The sequence below is a fragment of the Stenotrophomonas sp. CASM106 genome, from assembly GCF_049384825.1.
Lineage (GTDB): Bacteria > Pseudomonadota > Gammaproteobacteria > Xanthomonadales > Xanthomonadaceae > Stenotrophomonas > Stenotrophomonas muris.
In genome coordinates this window covers 504,876-523,535 of the sequence record NZ_JBMRFS010000001.1, presented here as the reverse complement: position 1 = coordinate 523,535, position 18,660 = coordinate 504,876, and the positions used below count along the sequence as shown (strand labels likewise).

The window sequence follows — 18,660 nt, the reverse complement described above, 5'->3', positions numbered from 1 at the left end:
CTAGCCGATCAGGTGCGGAATGCGCTGGAATAGCAGCGTGGTGAATTCAACCAGGTGGCCGATCAGCAGGCTGCCCAGCGCGAACAGCACTGCGGTCAGCGCCGCCGCCTTGGCGACGAAGGCGATGGTCGGTTCATTGAGCTGGGTTGCAGCCTGCACGACACCGACCACCACGCCGACCACCAGTACGGTGAGCAGCAGCGGGCCGGCCACCCACAGCACGGTGATCAGGCCGCCACGCAGTTCGGTCAAGGCAAGTTCGGGAGACATTCGGGTTCCACCTTCTTATATAGAGTCGAGCCATGCTCGACTGTCTTTCAATCGCGCCGGATCGCGTCACGCGGGATTGAAGCTGGCCGCCAGCGTGCCCACGGTCAGCACCCAGCCATCCACCAGCACGAACAGCAGGATCTTGAACGGTGCCGACACCAGCATCGGCGACAGCATCATCATGCCCATGGACATCAGCACGCTGGCGACGACCAGATCGATGATCACGAACGGAATGAAGATCAGGAAGCCGATCTCGAAAGCGGTCTTCAGTTCGCTGGTGACGAACGAGGCGACCAGCACCGGGAACGGGATCGCATCGGGGCTGGCGTAGGTGCCGTGCCCGGCGATGCCGGCGAAGGTCATCAGGTCGGTCTCGCGGATCTGCGCCAGCATGAACCCGCGCAGCGGCTGCGTGGTCAATGTCCAGGCGGTCTGGAAGTCAATGTCGCCGTTGAGATAGGGCGCCATGCCCGTGCTCCACGCCTTGTCCCAGGTCGGCATCATCACCATCGCGGTGAGGAACAGGGCCAGGCCCAGCAGTACCTGGTTGGACGGCGTCTGGCCGGTACCCAGTGCCTGGCGCAGCAGGCCCAGCACGATGATGATGCGGGTGAACGAGGTCAGCACCAGCAGCATCGACGGGATCAGGGTGATCGCGGTCATCAGCAGCAGGGTCTGCAGCGGCAGGCTGACCGGCTGGCCGCCGATCTTGCCGACGTTGACGTCCGGCAGCGGGGTGGCCGGGGCGCCGGGCGCGGCGAACGCCAGCGCCGGCAACAGGCACAGGGCAAGCAACAGCAGCCACGGCATCAGGGTGGCAACACGGGTACGGGTGACACGCATGTCAGGGGTCCTTGCGCAGCCGCTGCTGCAGCAGCTGGGCGAAATTCGGCAGGTTCTTGAAGTCCGGCACGCGCACCGGCGCCGGTGGTGGCAACGGTTCGGGCAGGGTATGCAGGGTGTTGATGCCGCCGGCAGTGACGCCCAGCAGCAATTGCTGGCCGTTGACCTCCACCACCACCACGCGCTCCTTGGCGCCGACGCTGAGGCTGGCCACCAGCTTCATGCCTTCGGCCGGGCGGAAGCCGCTGCCGGGCATGCGCTTGAGCAGCCAGCCCAGGCCGATCACCAGCGCCAGCACCGCCAGCAGCGCCAGCACCGCACCGAACAGGCTGGGTGCGGCGGCCGCGTGCTGGCCGACCTGCGGGCCGATCGGCGCTGCGGTGTTGCCGACCGCCAGCAGGGTGGAGGCCAGCAGGCTCAACGCAGTCTCCGGATCCGCTCGCTCGGGCTGACCACGTCGGTCAGGCGCACGCCGAAGCGGTCATTGATCACCACCACTTCGCCATGGGCGATCAGGGTGCCGTTGACGAACACGTCCAGCGATTCGCCGGCACCGCGCTCCAGTTCCACCACTGAACCCTGGTTGAGCTGCAGCAGGTTGCGGATCGGCAGGCGGGCACGACCGACTTCCAGCGACAGGGTCACCGGCACATCGAGGATCACGTCCAGATTCAGGTCCGGACCGTTGGCCTCGTCGGCCTGCAGGCTGCTGAACTGGGCCGGGGTCGGTTCGAGGGCGTCGATATCGTTCATTGCGGGTCTTCCTGGATGACGGGTACGCGCGGGCGGGTGCCCGGCGGATGGGTAGCGGTGATCTTCACGGCGTTCATGCCGTTGGCGATGCCGAACTCGCCGGTGAACACCGGAATGTTCTCCACGCACAGCGGCACCTGCGGGCTCAGCTCGATCGGCAGGATGTCGCCGACCTTCAGCTGGGTCAGGTCGCGCAGGGTCATGCGCTTGCTGGCCAGCACGCTGGACAGGGTGACTTCGGCGATGTTGAGCTGCTCGCGCAGGGTCTTGCCCCAGCTCTCGTCGCGGTCGTTGCGGTCGCTCTGGATGCCGGCGTCGAGCAGTTCGCGGATCGGTTCCAGCATCGAGTAGGGCAGGGTGACGTGGATGTCACCGCCGCCGCCGTCGAGCTCGACGTGCAGGCGGCACACCACCACGTACTCGCGCGGGGTCACGATGTTGGCGAAATGCGGGTTGATCTCCGAGTTGATGTACTCGAAGTCGACGTCCATCACCGGTGCCCACGCTTCGCGCAGGTCGGCGAAGGTCTGCTTCAGCAGCAGGTGGATCACCCGCATTTCGGTGGCCGTGAATTCGCGGCCCTCGATGCGGGTCGGGTAGCGCCCGTCGCCGCCGAAGAAGTTGTCGACGATGGCGAACACCAGGGTCGGCTCGAACACGATCAGGCCGGTACCGCGCAGCGGCTTGAAGCGGATCAGGTTCAGGTTGGTCGGCACATACAGCGAGTGCATGTAGTCGTTGAACTTGATCAGTTCGATGCCGCGCACCGACAGCTCGGCCGAGCGCCGGATCAGGTTGAACAGGCCGATCCGCCACAGGCGCGCGAAGCGCTCGTGGACCATTTCCAGGGTCGGCATGCGACCACGGATGATGCGGTCCTGGCTGGCGAAGTCGTACGAGCGCGCTTCGCCTGACGGGGGTTCCGCATCGGTCTCGACCGCGCCGCTGTCCACGCCGTGGAGCAGGGCATCGATCTCGTCCTGGGACAGCAGATCATTCATCGGGGGGCCCTTACTGGGTCACGAAGCTGGTGAACAGCAGATCGTCGGCGCCGTTGCTGCCGGTCTCGGCCTTGAGCACCTTCTGCACCTCGGCCAGCGAACTGGCCTGCAGCTTCTGCTTGCCGGCGACATCGGCGATCTGGTCCGGGCTGACCTGCGAGAACAGCATCAGCAGGCGCGCGCGGATGGCCGGGGCATGGGTCTTGATCGCTTCCAGCGCGGCCGGGTCGCGGGTCATCAGCTGGACCTCCAGCTGCAGGTAGCGCGGGCCGTCGACCGGGCCATTGAGGTTGACCACGAACGCCGGGTCCAGCGCGAAGTACTGTGCCGGGGCCGGCGTCGCGCTCTTCTTCGGCGCCTGCGCGGTCTTCTCTTCGTGCTTGGACTGGGTGAAGAACCACACGCCGCCACCAGCGGCAGCGGCGGCCAGTACGGCCACCAGTGCGGTGATCAGGATCGGACTACGCGGCTTGGCGGCCTTGTCCTTCTCGGCGGTCTTCTTGGTTTTGTCAGCGGCTGCGGCCACGGGGTGAAGCTCCTGAGGGTTGCTTCACCGGGATATGCAAGGGGTGTGCCGAAGGCCGGGCCCGCAGGGTGCGACGGAATTCCGTCGGGGTGCAGGTAGGGCCGTGCGGAGCAAGCTCCGCACCCACCAACGCAATACGGGGGGTGCCGACCGCCCGCCTTGGTGGGTGCCAATTGCCCCGCTCCGGTAGGTGCCAACCGCCCGCTCTGGTGGGTGCCAACCTTGGTTGGCACACCTGTCAGGCGTAGGCGTCCAGCAAGCCGCGCTGGTGGATCAACTGCGCGGACGACACGCTGGCATCGCCCGGCGTCGGTTCTCCGTCGCCGGTCATGCCGCCGCCACCCGGTTGTCCCGACGCATTGCCGTCACCACCAGACGCGTGATGGCCGACATCGGCGTGAGCCAGCTGGAAGCCCTGTTCGCCCAGCAGCTCGCGCAGGCGCGGCAGGCTGCTTTCCAGTGCCTGGCGCACGTCCACGTGCGGGCTGCTGAAGCTGGCATGCACCTTGTCGCCGTTCAACTGCAGGCGCACGTCGACCGGCCCCATGTCGTCCGGGCTCAGGCGGATGTGGGCATGGCCGATCTTGTGGTCGGCCAGCCAGCCCAGGCGTGCGCCGATGGCCTGGTCGAAGCCATCGTCACCCAGCACGGGCTTGGGCGTGGGTTCGCCATTGAAGATCGCGTTGCCGGTGGCGAGCGCCGCCTTCAGGTCCTGCACGGCGGCGGCTGCCGGTGCGTGCAGCAACGGTGTATTTGCGCGGTCGCCAACGGCGGCCACGTCACTGCCTTCGCCGCGCTCGCTGCGCTTGCCGGGCAGGATCATCGCCGGCAATGGCAGCGCGGTGGCATCCTCCGCGCTGGTCGCCGCCGGTTTGCCGTCGGCCGCCACGGGGGCTGCGGTTGCCGCTGCCGGCGCGGCTGCAGGCAGTGTCGGGGTCGCGGCGGGGGCAGTGGTGGATAGCGCCGTACCGTCGCTGGCCAGTGACGGTGCAGCGCTGCCCGCCAGAGCGACGGCCGGATCGGCAGGCGTCGGCATCGCCAGCACCAGGCCGGCCAGGCCGATCGGTGGCCACGGGGCGTCCTCGGTCGCGGCGGGCTTGTCCTTGTCGGTGCCGGGTCCAGCCGGGGGCAGGGCAACGGGCGGTAGCGGCGGCGTTTCGGCAGTTGCCGCTTCCGCGTCCGCGCTGCGTTCGCCCGGTGCCTGGCCATTGCTGTCGGCGGTCGATGGCTGGCTGGGCGTGGACGGCGTCGGTGTGGTAGCGCTGCCCGCAGGCGCGGGCGCGGAGGGCGCACCGCCCTGCAGCAGCTGGCTGAAGTCCTTTGCGCCTTCGCTGCGCGCGGCGCGCGCGGCACTGTTGCTGGTGGCGGGCGGGGCCGGGTTGGCGCTGCTGGCGAGCGGGGCGGGCATCACGGGCGGCCTCCCTGCTCGGCGCCGTCCTGGTCTTCGGCCTGCACCAGGCGCGCGCGCCGCGCGCCAATGTCGTCCATCTCGCGCTGGTCGCGGCGGTCGGTCACCACCTTTTCCTGCGCGCGGTAGCTGGCGGCCAGCTGCTCCAGCACCGCCTTGTCACGGCTGGCCAGGATCAGCCGCGCGCGCTCGGCCTCCACTTTTTCGCGGTTGCCGTTGACCGTGGCCTGCTGCTGCTCGACCGCACTGTCCAGGCGATCAAGGAAGGCGCGGCGGTTCAGCAGCTGTGCCGGGCTGGTCGCTGCCATCTGGGCGTTGGCGTACTCCTCGGCATAGCGGCGCAGTTCGTCCAGGCGCGACAGATGGGTGTCGAGCACGCGCTGGCGTTCGGCCAGGTCGCGGGCGACCGCGTCCTCGTGTTCCTGGGCCCGCTTGAGCAGGGGATCGATGCGCTTGGACTGGTTCATGGCTTAACTCTCTTGTTCCACCAGGCGCTGCAGCGCCGCCTGGCTGTGCGGGAGATCTGCGGCCTTGGCAACGTCCTGGCCGAGGAACTCCATGATTTCCGGCCAGCGTTCCAGGGCTTCGTCGGTGGCCGCGTCGTTACCACGCTGGTAGGCACCGATCGCGATCAGGTCACGGTTGGCCGAGTACGCCGCGACCAGTCGCTTCAACTTGCGGATGCGCAGGCGCCACGGCTCGTCGGCGATTTCCGTGACCACGCGGCTGACCGACGATTCGACGTCGATGGCCGGGTACAGGCCGCTGTCGGCCACCCGGCGCGAGAGCAGGATGTGGCCGTCGAGGATCGCGCGTGCGGCGTCGGCGATCGGATCCTGCGGATCATCGCCTTCGGTCAGTACGGTGTAGAACGCGGTGATCGAGCCGCGGCCCTTTGCGCCGTTGCCAGCGCGTTCGACCAGCGCCGGCAGCTTGGCGAACACCGAGGGCGGGTAACCGCGGGTGGTCGGTGGTTCACCGACCGACAAGCCGATCTCGCGCTGCGCCTGGGCGAAGCGGGTCAGCGAGTCCATCAGCAGCAGCACGTTCAGGCCCTGGTCGCGGAACCACTCGGCGATGGCGGTGGCACGGTAGGCACCGTGCAGGCGCGCCAAGGGTGGCCGGTCGGCGGGGCTGGCCACCACCACGGCGCGGCGCAGGCCTTCCTCGCCCAGCGTGGTCTCGACGAAATCGCGTACTTCGCGGCCTCGTTCACCAATCAGGCCGACCACGATCACGTCGGCAGCGGTGTAGCGGGTCATCATGCCCAGCAGCGTCGACTTGCCGACGCCGGAACCGGCGAACAGGCCGACACGCTGGCCGCGGCCGATCGGCAACAGCGCGTTGATCGCGCGCACGCCCACGTCCAGCGGCTGGGTGATCGGTTCACGCGCCAACGGATTGATCGACACGCCGGCCATGCCGACATGCCCTTCTGCGCGGATCGGGCCCTTGCCATCCAGCGGCACGCCGTCGCTGTCGATGACGCGGCCGAGCAGGCCTTCACCCACTTCCACGCCGCCACGCCGCGCCGACGGTACCACGCGGGCGTTGGGCAGCAGGCCGTGCAGTTCGGCGCTGGGCATCAGGTAGGTGCGCTCACCGGCAAAGCCGACCACTTCGGCATCGACCCAGCCACCATCGACCACTTCCACCTTGCAGCTGGCGCCCAGCGGCGCCTCGCAGCCGACCGCTTCCAGGGTGAGCCCGACCGCGCGGCGCAGCACGCCCTCGCGGATCAGCCCACGGCCATGCGCGGTATCCACGCGCAGGCCGTCCAGGCGCCGGGCCAGGCGCAGGTTGCGGGCCACGGCCCAGTCGGCCGGCGGCGGCGTCGTTTGCGGTGCGGCGCTCATGCCGTCGCCCCGGTCTGGCGGATCACCGCATCCAGCGCACCGCGCAGGCGGGCCTCCAGGGTGCCGTCGATGCGCACGGCTTCGGCGTGCACGCGCAGGTCGCCACGGCTGAGGCTGGTATCCGGTACCAGGCGCTGCGCCGGCGACAGGTTCAGCAGCGGGGCAAGCGCGGCGATGTCATCCGGGTGCAGCCGCACTTCCACCTCGCGGGTGCTGCCGCCCACGGCGTCAATCGCTTCGCCGACCAGCTGCGCCAGCAGTGCCGGCTCGGCCTCGTAGGCGCGGCCGACCAGCGCGCCGGCGATGCGCACCGCCAGTTCACCAAGGGCGCCGACCACTTCGTTCTCCAGCCGCACCAGCGGCCGGCTGAAGTTGTCGAGGATGCCTTCGATCTGCGCGGCGAGGCGACGCACCTCCGCCTGGCCCTGGCCGTAGCCTTCGGCATGGCCCTGATCGAATCCTTCCTTCTCCGCGCTGTCCTGGATCGCCTGGATTTCCTCCAGGGTCGGCAGCTGCAGCGGCGGCTCCGGTTCGTGTTCCGGGTCCGGCTCGGTGAGTTCGAACGCGTCCTCCTGCTCCAGCGCCGGTTCGGGCTGGGCCAGCAGGTCCGGGGCAAGCCAGCGCACGACGTTGCTCACAGCATGGCCTCCGCGCTGCCGCCGATGGTGACGGTGCCTTCATCGGCCATGCGCTTGACGATGGCCAGGATCTCGCGCTGCGCGCCTTCCACGTCGGACAGGCGCACCGGCCCGCGGGCTTCCATGTCTTCCAGCAGGATCTCGGCCGCGCGCTGCGACATGTTGCGGGTGATCTTGTCGCGCACCTTGATGTCGGCGCCGCGCAGGGCCAGGCCCAGGCGCTCGCCGCTCACCTCGCGCAGCACCAGCTGCATCTCGCGGTCGTCCAGGTCGACCAGATCGTCGAACACGAACATCAGGTCCTGGATGCGGTTGCTCAACGGCGCATCGATGCGGGCGATCTCGCCCAGGATCGCCTGGTCCTGGCCGCTGTCCATGAAGTTCAGGATGTTGGCCGCGCACTGCACGCCACCGATGTTCGACGACTTCAGGTTCTGGTTGCCGGCGAACTGGCGCTCCATGATCTCGTTGAGTTCATTGAGTGCGTTCGGCGGAATGCCGTCGAGGGTAGCGATGCGCAGCAGCACGTCCACGCGGGTACGGTCCGGCAGCAGTTTCAGCGCGTCGGCGGCCTGGTCGGTTTCCAGGTGCGCCATCACGATGGCGATGATCTGCGGGTGCTCGTTGCGCACCAGGTCGGCCACCGCACGCGGGTCCATCCACTTCAGCGCGTCCAGGCCGGTGGTGTTGCGGCCGAGCAGGATGCGGTCGATCAGGTTGCCGGCCTTCTCGCTGCCCAGCGCCTGCACCAGCATGTTGCGGATGTAGTCGTCCGAGCCAACGCCGAGTGAGGTCTTCGAGCCCAGCTCCTGGCCGAACTGGTCCATCACCCGCTCCACCTGCTCGCGGGTGATGTCGGTCATGGTGGCCATGGCGATGCCGATTTTCTGCACCTCCTTGGGCTCCATGTGGCGCAGCACTTCGGCCGCGTCCAGCTCACCCAGCGAAAGCAGCAGTACGGCGGCGCGCTGCACGCCAGTCAGTGCGGCCTCAGTCATTTGCCACCCAACCCTTGACCACCTGGGCCACGCGCTTGGAGTCGGTCTTCACGGCTTCACGCGCCATCCGCAATCGTTCCTCATATGAATCCACCGGCAGGGCCAGTGCTTCCGGCCCGCCCAGGCTGGCCCGGTCAGCGCCCAGCGCCGGCAGCGGCATGCCATCGTCATCGACCAGCTGCACGTCCGCGGTATGCGGCTCGAGTGCCTGTTCGTCGTTCTTCCTGCTCTGGCCGGTGATCGCGCGCAGCGCCGGGCGCAGCACGCCGAACAGCAGCGCCAGCACCACCACCGCGCCAAGCAGCATGCGGCCGGCATCGTGCACCCACGGCAGCTCCCACCACGACGGGCCTTCGACCGGCGTGGTGTCACGCACGAACGGGGCATTCATCACCGACACGGTGTCGCCACGCTCGGCGTTGAAGCCGACGGCCTGCTTGACCAGCGCTTCGACGCGGGTCAGTTCGGCAGCCGACAGCGGCTGCGGGCTCATCTTGCCGTTGGCGCCGGCGCGCGGCACGTTGTCCACCAGCACCGCCACCGAGACGCGCTTGATGCGGCCGGCCGGCTGGCGGGTGTGCTGCAGGGTGCGGTCCAGCTCGTAGTTGCGGGTGGCGTTCTTGCTGCTTTCGGTCGGGGCCTGCGCGGTGGCCGGTGCGGCCTGCTGGCCCGGCGGGCTGTTGCTGGTCGCGCCCGGCACGCCCTGCGGGCCCGGCGTGCTGGTGGTGTTCTCGCTCATCTGCTCGCTGCGCAGCTTCTGCGGCTCGCCGTTGTAGAGCTCGCGGGCTTCCTCGGTCACCGAGAAATCCATGTCCACGCTCACTTCCGGATTGACGCGGCCGGGGCCGGTCATCGGTTCCAGCAGTTCGCGGATGCGCTGGTTGAACGAGGTTTCCTGGCGGCGCACCTGCTCGAACTGGGCCGCGTTGACCGCCGCCTCGCTGTTCGGGTCGGTGATGCTGAGCATGCGCCCGCTCTGGTCGACCACGGTCACCCGTTCCGGCGCGAGGTCCGGAATGCTGGCGGCGACCATGTGCACGATGGCGTCGACCTGGCTGCGTTCCAGCTGCTGGCCGCCACGCAGTTCCAGGGTGACCGAGGCGCTGGCCACGTCACGCTGGCGGGTGAACGCGCTGGGCTTGGGAATGGCCAGGTGCACGCGCGAATCGCGCACCGGGCGCAGCGTGTTGATGGTGCGCGACAGCTCGGTTTCCAGCGCGTGCTGGTAGCGCGCGCTTTCCACGAACTGGCTGACACCGAAGCCCGGGTCGCGTTCCATCAGCTCGAAGCCCAGCTTGCCGCTGTCGGTCAGGCCGGAGCCGGCCAGCTTCAGGCGGGCATCGTGCAGGTTCTTTTCCGGCACGGTGATGCCACCGGTGGCCGGGTCGAGCGCGAACGGAATCTGCGCGGCGCGCAGCAGGTCGGTCGCTTCAGCGGTCGCCTTCTGGTCCAGGCCGGTGTACAGCGGGACCATGCCCGGCTTCTGTGACCAGAAGAACACGGACAGGCCTGCCGCCACCGCCACTGCGATCATCGCCATCAGGCCCAGCCGACGGGTGATCTGCAGACTCTGCAGGCGGTCGAACCATTGCCCGGCCTTCTCGGCGTTCAGGCTGTCCTTGGAGAGCGTCAGTGCCATGCGTCAACGTTCCTTACAGCGGCATGTTCATCACGTCCTGGTAGGCCTGGACGAGACGGTTGCGGACTTCCACGGTGGCGCGGAAGGCGATCTGGGACTGCTGCGAGGCGACCATCACCTTGGCCAGGTCGGCGCTGGGGTCGCCCATTTCGAAGGCCTTGGCGAGGGCGCCGGATTTCTGTTGCGCGTCGTTGACGCCGGCAATCGCACCACGCAGGGTTTCGGTGAAGCTGGCCGGCTGCGCCTGCGGCGCATCCAGCACCGTGCCCGGCAGGGCATTGCTGCGCGGCGTTTCGCCCAGCGGGTTGAGCGCCGGCTGTCCCATCTGGGTCTGATAGGAGCGGATCTGCGAAAGGATCGAAGTGACGGAGTGGGACATCTGCAACGGTTCCAGAAACAGGGATGGGGTTGTCTGCTGGAGCCAGTGCAAGTGCCGTGCCGAAACCGGTTTTCGATTCAGTGAAGTGAGGAGGTTGGATGTGCGTGCGGGGTTGCACCCCGCGCCCCGCGGTAGTGCCGGCCGCTGGCCGGCAACCTCAACGGCAACGGCGGAAGCCGAAGCCGAAGCCGAAGCCGAAGCCGAAGCCGGAGCCGGAGCCGGAGCCGGAGCAACAGCAACAGCAACAGCAACAGCAGAAGCGGGTCTACTGAGGGGTGGCGGGCTGGGTCCGGTTACGGGGGACGCCGTAAATCCGTCCATGGAGGCTCGGTCGCGCCATCCATGGCGCTCACGCCCCCGCAACCGGACCCACCCCGCCTTCGACAGGTGGCCGCGATCTGTTGGAACCTGCTGCTGATGGTGGGTGCCGACCGTTGGTCGGCACGGGCTCTGACCCCATTGGCGGCGCCATTTAACCGGCGTCGGTTTTCTGGCCTATGGCTGCAGGGTCCATCGGCCGGAATTCTGGCGCTGGCGCGGTGCGATGGGGCCGTCATGCTGGGTGTAGATGAAGCGGCCCTGGCGGTCGCTCTGGCAGGTCAGCAGCAGGGTGTAGTGGGCGGGGCCGGCCGGGTGGGCCTCGGTCATCTGGATTTCCGCGATATGCGGGGCCAGGCGCTGGTAGCGGTAGCTGCCGCCGATGCGGAGGTCGGTGCCGAGGATGTCCAGCACGTACTGGCTGCCAGCAAAGCTGAGCTGCACCATGCGTCCGGCGTTGGGGTTGTCCGGCGCGTACAACGGGTCGCTGAGGTTGGTGAACCGGCGTTGGTCGAGCGCGGCGGGCAGTGTGCAGTTGGCCGCGGTGGCCAGGGCCGGGCAGAGCAGGACGGCGAGCAGGATCAGGTGATGCATGGTGGGACCTCCTTGGGATGTCCCTGCCATGCTCCGCAGTGCGATTCCGTTGTCTCTAGGAAAACGTGCAAATGCAATGGGGTCAGATCCCTTTCCGCAGGAAAGGGATCTGACCCCGGGCACCACAAACACCAACGCCCGGGCAAGCCCAGGCGTTCGTGCCCCCTTCATGCTGGTAGCGCGCGTCAGCCGGCCAGTTCGGCCTGCTCGCGCTCGATGCCGTACTTGCGCAGCTTTTCCACCAGGGTGGTGCGGCGCAGGCCGAGCAGCTGGGCGGCGTGGGCGACCACGCCTTGGGTGCGTTCCAGTGCTTCGTTGATCAGGCCCAGTTCGATGTTGGCCATGTGGTTGCGCAGGTCCAGACCGTCGTCGGGCAGTGCCGCCGGGGCGGCTGTGCGATTGACGGCGATGCCGTGCTCCAGCGCCGGCTGGCCGCCGCTGCCCGGGGTATGGAACGAGAAGCTGCGCAGGTCCAGGCGTTCTTCGCTGGCAATCGGCGCTGCCGGTGCCGCTGCGGCCACCGCTGCCAGCGTGGCATCGCCACGATAGCGAGCCGGCAGGTCCTGCACGCGCACCGAGCCGCCCGGATGCAGCACCGCCAGGCGCTCGACCAGGTTGGTCAGCTCGCGCACGTTGCCCGGCCACTCGTAGCCGGCCAGGGCCTGCAGGGCTTCCGGGGTGAAGCGCACTTCGCCACGGCCGGTGCGGGCCAGCTGCGCGGCGATGGTTTCCACCAGCGCCGGCAGGTCTTCGCGTCGTTCGCGCAGCGCGGGCACGTCAATCGGGAACACGTTGAGGCGGTAGAACAGGTCCTCGCGGAACTTGCCCTCGGCGATGCGGGTCTCCAGGTCGCGGTGGGTCGCGGCCACCACGCGCACGTTGCAGCGGATGGTCTGGTTGCCGCCGACGCGCTCGAAACTGCGTTCCTGCAGCACGCGCAGCAGCTTCACCTGCATCGGCAGGCTCATGTCGCCGATTTCGTCGAGCAGCAGGGTGCCGCCCTCGGCCATTTCAAACCGGCCCTTGCGCGCGGTCAGTGCGCCGGTGAAGGCGCCCTTCTCGTGGCCGAACAGTTCGCTTTCCAGCAGGTCGGCCGGAATGGCGCCACAGTTGATCGCCACGAACGGGCCATCACGGCGGGGCGAGCGCTGGTGGATGGCGCGCGATACCACTTCCTTGCCGGTGCCGGATTCGCCCAGCACCAGCACGGTGGTGTCGAACGCGGCCACCTGCTCGATCATGGTGCGCAGCGCGGTGACCGCCGGGCCGTTGCCGGTCGGGCCTTGATCCTGCGCGGCGCCGGCCTGGTGCTCGGCATCCAGGCGCTTGAGGCTGGCGCGGCGCAGCAGGGCTTCCATCTGCGCATGGCGCAGCGGCGTTTCCAGCGGCCAGATGTTGGCTTCGTGCAGACCGTGCTGCTGGGCAAACGCTGCAGCATCACCATCGGCCAGCAGCACCGGCGGCGGCAGGCTGCTGCCGCCCAGCCAGTGGTACAGCGCGGTACTGGCGGCGCTGTCGTCCAGGCTGCCGACGATCACCGCCATCCAGTCGTTCTGGCGCTGGCGGCCCAGGTCGAAGTCGGCCGCGTCGGACACCCAGCGCGGGTTGAAGTCCATGAATTCCAGCAGGGCAACGGTGCGCTCTGCGCGCACGGCGTCGTTGTCCAGCACCAGGATGCGCGATTCGCTCACGATCGATCCTCCCTGAGGCCTTCCAGGATCGGCATGACTTCCTGGATGTAGGACAGCTTGCTGACAAAGTTGTCGGCGCCGGCGCGCAGCGCGTGTTCGCGGTGCTCGGCGTCGTCGAAGTGGCTGGCGATCACGATGTACGGCGCATCGTCCTGCGACTTGATCAGGCGGGTGGCCTGCAGGCCCCCCATTTCCGGCATGGCCAGATCCATCAGCACCACCTGCGGGCGCAGCGTTTCCGAGCGCTCGATCGCTTCCAGGCCGTTGCCGGCGCTGCCGACGATCTGCAGCCAGTCGATCTTGCGGAAATGGCGCATCGCCGCGTTGATGAAGCCCTCGTGGTCATCGACCAGCAGGACCGTGAGCTTGTTCATGTCCAACATCCTTTTCAGCCCACCCGGGCCAGCTGGGGTTGCCTGGCGCTGAGCCGGCGCCGTTCGCGGGCCGGGGCGATATCCAGTTGTTCTCGGTATTTTGCGACGGTTCGGCGGGCAATGTTCACCCCCTGGCGTGACAGCAGGCCGGCAATGGCCTCATCGGCCAGCGGGCGGCCGGCCGGTTCGGCGTCGATCAGGCGGCGGACCATGGCCTTCACCGCCTGGCCGGAGACGCTGGCGCCTTCCAGGCGCACGGCGAAGAAGTGCTTCAGTTCGAAGGTGCCGCGCGGGGTCTGCAGGAACTTGCCGGTGGTGATGCGCGAGACGGTGGACTCGTGCATGCCGATCTCCTCGGCCACTTCCTTCAGGGTCAACGGCGCCATGGCCTCTTCGCCACGGACCAGGAAGGCGGCCTGGCGCTCGACGATCACCCGCGCGGTGCGCAGCAGGGTGTCGTAGCGCATCGACAGGCCGCGGCTGAACCAGCGCGCCTCCTGCAGCATTTCGCGCAGTGCCGGGGCGGCGTCGCTGGTCTCGGCCAGGGCCTGTTCGTACTGGCTGTTGATCGACACGCGGCGGCTGGTGGCCGGGTTCAGTGCGACCTTCCACTGCCCATCAGCGTGCCAGGCGACCACGTCCGGCACCACCACGGCGTTGCGTTCGGGCAGCAGGCTGTCGCCCGGGCGCGGCTGCAGCGAGAGGATCAGGCGCACCGCCTCGCGCACGTCGTCGATCTCGGCGTCGTGCTGGCGGGCGAGGGCGGGGTAGTCGTGGGCCGCGAGCGCGTCGAGCGCGCCATCGAGAATGCGTGCGGCCAGGTGGCGGGCCGGCACCACGCCATGCAGGCTGCGCAGCTGCGCCTGCAGGCCTTCGCGCAGGTCCTGCGCGGCCATGCCGGCGGGTTCGCCATGCAGCAGCTGCTGGCGGATGGCTTCCACGCCGTCGGCGGTGATGTCGAACTGGGCACTGGCCAGCAGCTGCAGCTGGGCCAGCGGCGCCTGCAGGTAGCCGGCTTCATCGCAGTGGTCCAGCCAGAACGCGGCCACCGCCAGCTGATGGTCGTCCATGTCCAGCGCCAGGCGCTGCAGCACGCGCAGCTGCGGGTCGGTCGACTCGCCGGCGGCGATGCGTGCCATGCGGTCGTCATCACCGTCCTGCCAATTGGCACCGGCCACATCCCACATCGACGGCTCGGGCAGCTCGTCGAAGGCGGCGGTGTCGAGGGTGGTGGCGCTCGCTTCGGTGGCTTCAGCAGCGGGCGCTTCGGCCTCCTCGATCTCCAGCAGCGGGTTGGAGTCCAGCAGGCGCTGGATTTCCTGCTCCAGGTGCAGGCCATCGAGCTGCAGCAGCCGGATCGACTGCAGCAGTTGCGGGGTGAGGTGGAGTTGCTGGCCCAGCTGGGTCGAGAGTGCAGCCTTCATCGTGGTTCCCCGGCACCGCTCCCCGGCGCCTTGTGGAACGCATCTTGCTTTTGATCCGGCGGGGGCGGAATCGGGGGGTTCCTGATGCATTTCGTGGAACTCCCGACAGGGTGTAGGGGAATTCCCTACACCGACGCGGGAAATTGACGAAATGCGTCGCCAAGTCATTGATTTGTGGTGGCGAAGCCGCTGGGCGCGCGGCGGTCGGGGCACGGATTCCTGTCAGGGAATGTCGGGGTGACGGGATGTCGTCGCCAACGCAGGGTGTCGCGGGGTCAGATCCGTTTCCACGGGAAAGGGATCTGACCCCGATACCGGCGCTTACTCGAGCTCGTGCTGATGGCGCGCGGCCAGCAGCAGCAGGTCATTGGCGCGGCGGCAGCCCAGCGATTCCATCATCCGTGCGCGGTGGGTCTCCACCGTCTTGACGCTGATGCCGAGATCGGCGGCGATTTCCTTGTTGCTCTCGCCCTTGCCGATGCGGCGCAGGATCTCGCGCTGCCGTGGTGAGAGTGCGGCGATGCCGGTGGGTTTCTCGCGGCCCAGCATCGGCGCCAGCATCTTGGCCGAGATCTGCGGGCTCAGGAACACCTGGCCGGCGTGCGCGGCCCGCAGTGCCAGTTCCAGTTCCTGCGGTGCGGCGTCCTTCACCACGAACCCGACCGCGCCACGATCCAGTGCATCGCGCACGTGGGCGGCATCGTCGTGCATGGTCATCATCACCACCCGGGTACCGGGGGCACGCAGGCGGATGTCGCTGAGCGCTTCCAGGCCGGTGCGGCCCGGCAGCGAGAGGTCCATCAGCACCACATCCGGTGCGTGCTGCAGGGACAGTTGCAGTGCCTGTTCGGCGTTGCTGGCCTCGGCCACGAGCTGCACGTCGGCAAACCCCTGCAGCAGCCGCGCCAGGCCGGCGCGGACAAGGGTGTGATCGTCGACGATGAGAACTCGCACAGGCACGCAGCAGATCCGTGTAGGGGCATCCACCTTAACTTAGCTGAACGGGCGCGCCAAGGGTCGGCCGTACAGCGCCAAGGGGGCGGGTTTCAGCGTGCGCGGCGTGCCTCGGCCACCTGGCGGCGGTGCAGGCGGAACAGGTGCCGCTCCATCGCCATCTCCAGGCCATCGCCCAAACGCTGGAAGCGCAGCCACAGGAAGTGCCCGCCGCTACCGTCGGCGGCTTCTGCGACGACCTCCACCGGCAGGTCGATGTGGTCGGGCAGCCAATCGCTGGGCTGCAGGCGCACCACGCCGGCCTGGCCGGGGCTTGCGCCACTGCGCGGGCCCAGCTGCAGGCGGATGCCACGGCGCGACCAGCGCACCGGGCGCAGGGTCAGCTCCTGGCCCTGCTGGCGCACCAGCCGGCCGAGCAGCACCATCGCCAGGTCCAGCTTGGCTTCCAGGCGCTGCAGCTGCAGGCTGGCTTCGTTGCGTTCGTCGTGCTCGTCGCCGCGGCTGTCCTCGACCAGTGCCAGGCTGCGCAGCAGGCCTTCGGCGCTGCTGGTGCGGCCGGCCGCGCTGCCCGCCTGGAACTCGGCCGGCAGGGCCAGTTCGCAGCTGAGCGTCTCGTCGAACAGCTCGCTTTCGGCCGGGTGATGCAGCGAGGTGGTCGGCAGCGAGGTCATGCCAGCGATTCTGCCTGCAGATAGGCATGCGCCGCGCGAAGGGAGCGCTGGCCGTCGTTCATCAGTGCGGCCACGGCATCACGGCGCTGGCGCAGCAGGCCGAGCAGACTCTGCTGGCGCTCGAACAGGGCGCTCAGCGGCGCGTGGTCCGCAGCGGTCAGCGGCTGGCTGAGCAGAGCGTGCAGGGTGCTGTCGTGGCCGTCGAGCAGGCTGTCGGCCTGGTCGAGGGATTCTTCGCCCAGTGCCTTCTCGAAGGCATCCAGCTGCGCATGCAGTTCCTGCAGGCTCATGGCGCCACCGCGGCCGGGCGGCGCTGTTCGTGCGGGATCGCGTTCCAGGCGCTGTCGATCTCGCCCAGCAGCTGCAGCGATTCATCCAGCGCGGCACGGTCGTTGTGCAGGTTGGCCTCGGTCAGGCGCTGCAGCACGTAGTCATAGAGTGCCGACAGATTTCCGGCGATCTCGCCACCGGCCTCATGGTCCAGCGAGCCGTTGAGGTGGCCGACGATCGCGCAGACTTCGCCGATCGCCTTGCCCTTGCCGGCCTGGTCACCGCGTTCAAGGCTGGCCAGGGCGCGGCGCACGCGCTCCAGCGCGCCGGCCAGCAGCATCGCCACCAGCTTGTGTGGATCGGCATCGGCGACCGCACTGGTCACCCCCACCTGGCGGTACTGCTCGGCATATTGACGGCTGGAACCGTACATTCGTGATTCTCCTTGCGCGGGGTGCCGTCGGGTGATCGCGGGGACCGGTGCCGACGGCGCGGCGATGATTGCTGTTGCGTCCGTTATCGGTGCATTGCGCGGCAAACTTGAGTGCCGTGCATGTCCGTCAGCGGTTCAACTGGGCCAGCTGCTGCTGCAGCGCGGTGTTGCTCTGCTGCAGCTTGCCCATCAGGCTGTCCAGCGCCAGGAACTGCTTCTTGTAGCGCTCTTCCACGCTCTTCATGCGCGTGTCGAGGTCCTTGCGGCGCTTGTCGATGTTGTCCAGCGTGGTGTTCAGGCCCTTGGTGCGGGCAACGAAGGCGCCTTCCTTGCCGACCGTGGTGCTGACATAGCCGTCGACCAGCGTGTACAGCTTGCCGGCACCGCCGGTATCACCGGTGATCGCCTGGCGCATCTTCTCCGGCTGGCTGGCCAGTGCGGCGGCGAACTTGGTGGTGTCCAGGATCAGCGTGCCGTCGGCATTGGGATACCCACGGGTATCCAGGCCGATCGCCTTGGCATCGAGCTTGTCACCGGCCAGGTCCTTGAGCACGCTCGACATCACCGAGCGCAGCTGGCTGGTGGCGCCGCGCATCTGCGCATCGCCGGTCAGCGTGGAGGCTTCCTTGGTCTTGGCGTCGTACTTGGTTTCGGTGTTGATGGCGGCCAGTGCAGCGTTGTAGGCGGTGACGAACTCCTGCATCACCTTGGTGGCTGCCGCAGTGTCCGTGCTGATGGTCACCGTGCTGGTGCCCGGCATCTTCAGGTTCAGGGTCAGGCCCGGAACCGCATCGGCCACGGTGTTGCTGGCGCTGACGACCTTCACACCATCGATGGTCAGCTCGGCGTCGGCGGCGGCGGTGTTCTGCTTGAGGCTGTTGACCAGGCCGCCCAGTTTGGCGTCGCTGCCGGCGTATTCGAGCTTGATCGCGTTGGCGGCACCGGTCTTCTCCTGGGCGATCGACAGGTACTGGTTGTCGCCGGAGCTGATCAGGGTGGCCTGCACGCCTTCCTTGCGGCCGGCCGCATCGATCTTGTTGCGGATGGTGGTCAGCGTGTCGCCGTCCTCCACCTCCACGTTCATGGTCTTGGCCTTGTCGCCCACGCCAACGGTCAGCGTCAAGGTTCCGGCAGCAAACGTGTCGGTCTTGGGTACCGAGGTATCGGCGATCAGTTTGTGCGCTGTCGCCAGCGAGGTGACATTGACCACGTGCGTGCCGTTGGAGGCCGCAGCCTTGGTGGTGCCAACGTCATACAGCGCGACCGACGCCGTCAGGATCTCGTCGGTGCCCTTGTCGCCGCCCTTGCTGGCGGTCACCGTGCGCGTGTCGAACGCCGTGGTGGCCTTCAGTGCGGTCAGCGCCGTCTTCAGCTTGTCGAAAGCAGAGGTGATGGTGCCGATCGACGACAACTGCATCTTGGCCTTGGACTGCTGCAGGTTCAGCGCATTGTCGGCGGGCTTGCGGTCAGCTGCGACCAGCTGGTTGACGATGCTGGAAATATCCAGTCCCGAGCCAATGCCACCGTATCCAAAGTCTGCCACGTCGTTTCTCCTGGTATCCGGGCCCGGCCGTCGTGCGGTGGCCCGTCGTCAACGAAAATAGCGGCCTGCGCCGC

The 18,660-nt window shown here is 68.2% G+C and carries 22 protein-coding genes; all 22 read right to left on the bottom strand.

Annotated elements, in window-relative coordinates:
• The 22 genes from VG556_RS02520 to fliD all read right to left on the bottom strand — a co-directional run bounded on the left by VG556_RS02520 (position 1) and on the right by fliD (position 18,586).
• On the bottom strand, positions 1-270 hold the full coding sequence (locus VG556_RS02520; protein WP_005413254.1) for a flagellar biosynthetic protein FliQ: 270 nt from the start codon (positions 268-270) through the stop codon (positions 1-3).
• Positions 271-336: 66 nt separating this feature from the next.
• Positions 337-1,116, bottom strand: coding sequence for a flagellar type III secretion system pore protein FliP (fliP, locus tag VG556_RS02515; RefSeq protein ID WP_032959420.1), 780 nt, complete (start codon positions 1,114-1,116; stop codon positions 337-339).
• A 1-nt stretch (position 1,117) separates the two neighbouring features.
• A complete protein-coding gene (fliO, locus tag VG556_RS02510; protein WP_100450003.1) occupies positions 1,118-1,537 on the bottom strand; it encodes a flagellar biosynthetic protein FliO in 420 nt (139 codons plus the stop codon).
• The gene (fliN, locus tag VG556_RS02505; RefSeq protein ID WP_005409543.1) at positions 1,534-1,869 is read right to left on the bottom strand and encodes a flagellar motor switch protein FliN; all 336 of its coding nucleotides are present in this window, start codon (positions 1,867-1,869) and stop codon (positions 1,534-1,536) included. Before fliN ends, fliO begins: the two co-directional genes overlap by 4 nt.
• Entirely contained in the window at positions 1,866-2,870 is a 1,005-nt protein-coding gene (gene fliM / locus VG556_RS02500; RefSeq protein ID WP_014647040.1) for a flagellar motor switch protein FliM, read from the bottom strand. Before fliM ends, fliN begins: the two co-directional genes overlap by 4 nt.
• A 10-nt stretch (positions 2,871-2,880) precedes the next feature.
• Complete coding sequence (locus tag VG556_RS02495) at positions 2,881-3,396, bottom strand: flagellar basal body-associated FliL family protein (protein ID WP_049441913.1); 516 nt, start codon at positions 3,394-3,396, stop codon at positions 2,881-2,883.
• 238 nt (positions 3,397-3,634) lie between these two features.
• On the bottom strand, positions 3,635-4,804 hold the full coding sequence (locus VG556_RS02490) for a flagellar hook-length control protein FliK (protein ID WP_100450004.1): 1,170 nt from the start codon (positions 4,802-4,804) through the stop codon (positions 3,635-3,637).
• Positions 4,804-5,271: a flagellar export protein FliJ gene (fliJ, locus tag VG556_RS02485; protein ID WP_014647043.1), complete on the bottom strand. Its 468-nt coding sequence runs from the start codon at positions 5,269-5,271 to the stop codon at positions 4,804-4,806. Before fliJ ends, VG556_RS02490 begins: the two co-directional genes overlap by 1 nt.
• A 3-nt stretch (positions 5,272-5,274) precedes the next feature.
• On the bottom strand, positions 5,275-6,660 hold the full coding sequence (locus VG556_RS02480; RefSeq protein ID WP_100450005.1) for a FliI/YscN family ATPase: 1,386 nt from the start codon (positions 6,658-6,660) through the stop codon (positions 5,275-5,277).
• Positions 6,657-7,298: a FliH/SctL family protein gene (locus VG556_RS02475; RefSeq protein WP_014647045.1), complete on the bottom strand. Its 642-nt coding sequence runs from the start codon at positions 7,296-7,298 to the stop codon at positions 6,657-6,659. Before VG556_RS02475 ends, VG556_RS02480 begins: the two co-directional genes overlap by 4 nt.
• Complete coding sequence (fliG, locus tag VG556_RS02470) at positions 7,295-8,281, bottom strand: flagellar motor switch protein FliG (RefSeq protein WP_024958226.1); 987 nt, start codon at positions 8,279-8,281, stop codon at positions 7,295-7,297. The genes VG556_RS02475 and fliG overlap by 4 nt, the downstream gene beginning before the upstream one ends.
• 7 nt (positions 8,282-8,288) lie before the next feature.
• Positions 8,289-9,935, bottom strand: coding sequence for a flagellar basal-body MS-ring/collar protein FliF (gene fliF, locus VG556_RS02465; protein ID WP_014647047.1), 1,647 nt, complete (start codon positions 9,933-9,935; stop codon positions 8,289-8,291).
• Positions 9,936-9,948: 13 nt separating this feature from the next.
• Complete coding sequence (gene fliE / locus VG556_RS02460; RefSeq protein WP_005409552.1) at positions 9,949-10,314, bottom strand: flagellar hook-basal body complex protein FliE; 366 nt, start codon at positions 10,312-10,314, stop codon at positions 9,949-9,951.
• Positions 10,315-10,809: 495 nt separating this feature from the next.
• Positions 10,810-11,226 carry a hypothetical protein gene (locus VG556_RS02455; protein WP_049407635.1) on the bottom strand — a complete coding sequence of 139 codons (417 nt, stop codon included), beginning with the start codon at positions 11,224-11,226 and terminating at the stop codon, positions 10,810-10,812.
• A 185-nt stretch (positions 11,227-11,411) separates the two neighbouring features.
• Positions 11,412-12,917 carry a sigma-54 dependent transcriptional regulator gene (locus VG556_RS02450; RefSeq protein WP_049407633.1) on the bottom strand — a complete coding sequence of 502 codons (1,506 nt, stop codon included), beginning with the start codon at positions 12,915-12,917 and terminating at the stop codon, positions 11,412-11,414.
• Entirely contained in the window at positions 12,914-13,291 is a 378-nt protein-coding gene (locus tag VG556_RS02445) for a response regulator (protein WP_010485922.1), read from the bottom strand. Before VG556_RS02445 ends, VG556_RS02450 begins: the two co-directional genes overlap by 4 nt.
• Positions 13,292-13,305: 14 nt before the next feature.
• The gene (rpoN, locus tag VG556_RS02440; protein ID WP_049419501.1) at positions 13,306-14,715 is read right to left on the bottom strand and encodes an RNA polymerase factor sigma-54; all 1,410 of its coding nucleotides are present in this window, start codon (positions 14,713-14,715) and stop codon (positions 13,306-13,308) included.
• A gap of 321 nt (positions 14,716-15,036) precedes the next feature.
• A complete protein-coding gene (locus VG556_RS02435; protein WP_032959406.1) occupies positions 15,037-15,669 on the bottom strand; it encodes a response regulator in 633 nt (210 codons plus the stop codon).
• A 92-nt stretch (positions 15,670-15,761) separates the two neighbouring features.
• Positions 15,762-16,340 carry a PilZ domain-containing protein gene (locus VG556_RS02430; RefSeq protein WP_014647052.1) on the bottom strand — a complete coding sequence of 193 codons (579 nt, stop codon included), beginning with the start codon at positions 16,338-16,340 and terminating at the stop codon, positions 15,762-15,764.
• Positions 16,337-16,630: a hypothetical protein gene (locus VG556_RS02425; RefSeq protein ID WP_100450007.1), complete on the bottom strand. Its 294-nt coding sequence runs from the start codon at positions 16,628-16,630 to the stop codon at positions 16,337-16,339. Before VG556_RS02425 ends, VG556_RS02430 begins: the two co-directional genes overlap by 4 nt.
• Positions 16,627-17,043: a flagellar export chaperone FliS gene (gene fliS / locus VG556_RS02420; protein ID WP_005416447.1), complete on the bottom strand. Its 417-nt coding sequence runs from the start codon at positions 17,041-17,043 to the stop codon at positions 16,627-16,629. Before fliS ends, VG556_RS02425 begins: the two co-directional genes overlap by 4 nt.
• 127 nt (positions 17,044-17,170) lie before the next feature.
• Entirely contained in the window at positions 17,171-18,586 is a 1,416-nt protein-coding gene (fliD, locus tag VG556_RS02415; RefSeq protein ID WP_014647054.1) for a flagellar filament capping protein FliD, read from the bottom strand.
• Positions 18,587-18,660: the final 74 nt, after the last annotated feature.

Excerpts from the sequence above, each read along its gene's own strand:
- VG556_RS02455 (WP_049407635.1), bottom strand. The coding sequence starts at position 11,226 with ATGCATCACCTGATCCTGCTCGCCGTCCTGCTCTGCCCGGCCCTGGCC.
- fliS (WP_005416447.1), bottom strand. The coding sequence starts at position 17,043 with ATGTACGGTTCCAGCCGTCAATATGCCGAGCAGTACCGCCAGGTGGGG.
- VG556_RS02490 (WP_100450004.1), bottom strand. The coding sequence starts at position 4,804 with ATGCCCGCCCCGCTCGCCAGCAGCGCCAACCCGGCCCCGCCCGCCACC.
- fliP (WP_032959420.1), bottom strand. The coding sequence starts at position 1,116 with ATGCGTGTCACCCGTACCCGTGTTGCCACCCTGATGCCGTGGCTGCTG.
- VG556_RS02445 (WP_010485922.1), bottom strand. The coding sequence starts at position 13,291 with ATGAACAAGCTCACGGTCCTGCTGGTCGATGACCACGAGGGCTTCATC.
- fliE (WP_005409552.1), bottom strand. The coding sequence starts at position 10,314 with ATGTCCCACTCCGTCACTTCGATCCTTTCGCAGATCCGCTCCTATCAG.
- fliJ (WP_014647043.1), bottom strand. The coding sequence starts at position 5,271 with ATGAACCAGTCCAAGCGCATCGATCCCCTGCTCAAGCGGGCCCAGGAA.
- rpoN (WP_049419501.1), bottom strand. The coding sequence starts at position 14,715 with ATGAAGGCTGCACTCTCGACCCAGCTGGGCCAGCAACTCCACCTCACC.
- fliN (WP_005409543.1), bottom strand. The coding sequence starts at position 1,869 with ATGAACGATATCGACGCCCTCGAACCGACCCCGGCCCAGTTCAGCAGC.
- fliF (WP_014647047.1), bottom strand. The coding sequence starts at position 9,935 with ATGGCACTGACGCTCTCCAAGGACAGCCTGAACGCCGAGAAGGCCGGG.
- VG556_RS02520 (WP_005413254.1), bottom strand. The coding sequence starts at position 270 with ATGTCTCCCGAACTTGCCTTGACCGAACTGCGTGGCGGCCTGATCACC.
- VG556_RS02480 (WP_100450005.1), bottom strand. The coding sequence starts at position 6,660 with ATGAGCGCCGCACCGCAAACGACGCCGCCGCCGGCCGACTGGGCCGTG.
- VG556_RS02430 (WP_014647052.1), bottom strand. The coding sequence starts at position 16,340 with ATGACCTCGCTGCCGACCACCTCGCTGCATCACCCGGCCGAAAGCGAG.
- VG556_RS02425 (WP_100450007.1), bottom strand. The coding sequence starts at position 16,630 with ATGAGCCTGCAGGAACTGCATGCGCAGCTGGATGCCTTCGAGAAGGCA.
- fliM (WP_014647040.1), bottom strand. The coding sequence starts at position 2,870 with ATGAATGATCTGCTGTCCCAGGACGAGATCGATGCCCTGCTCCACGGC.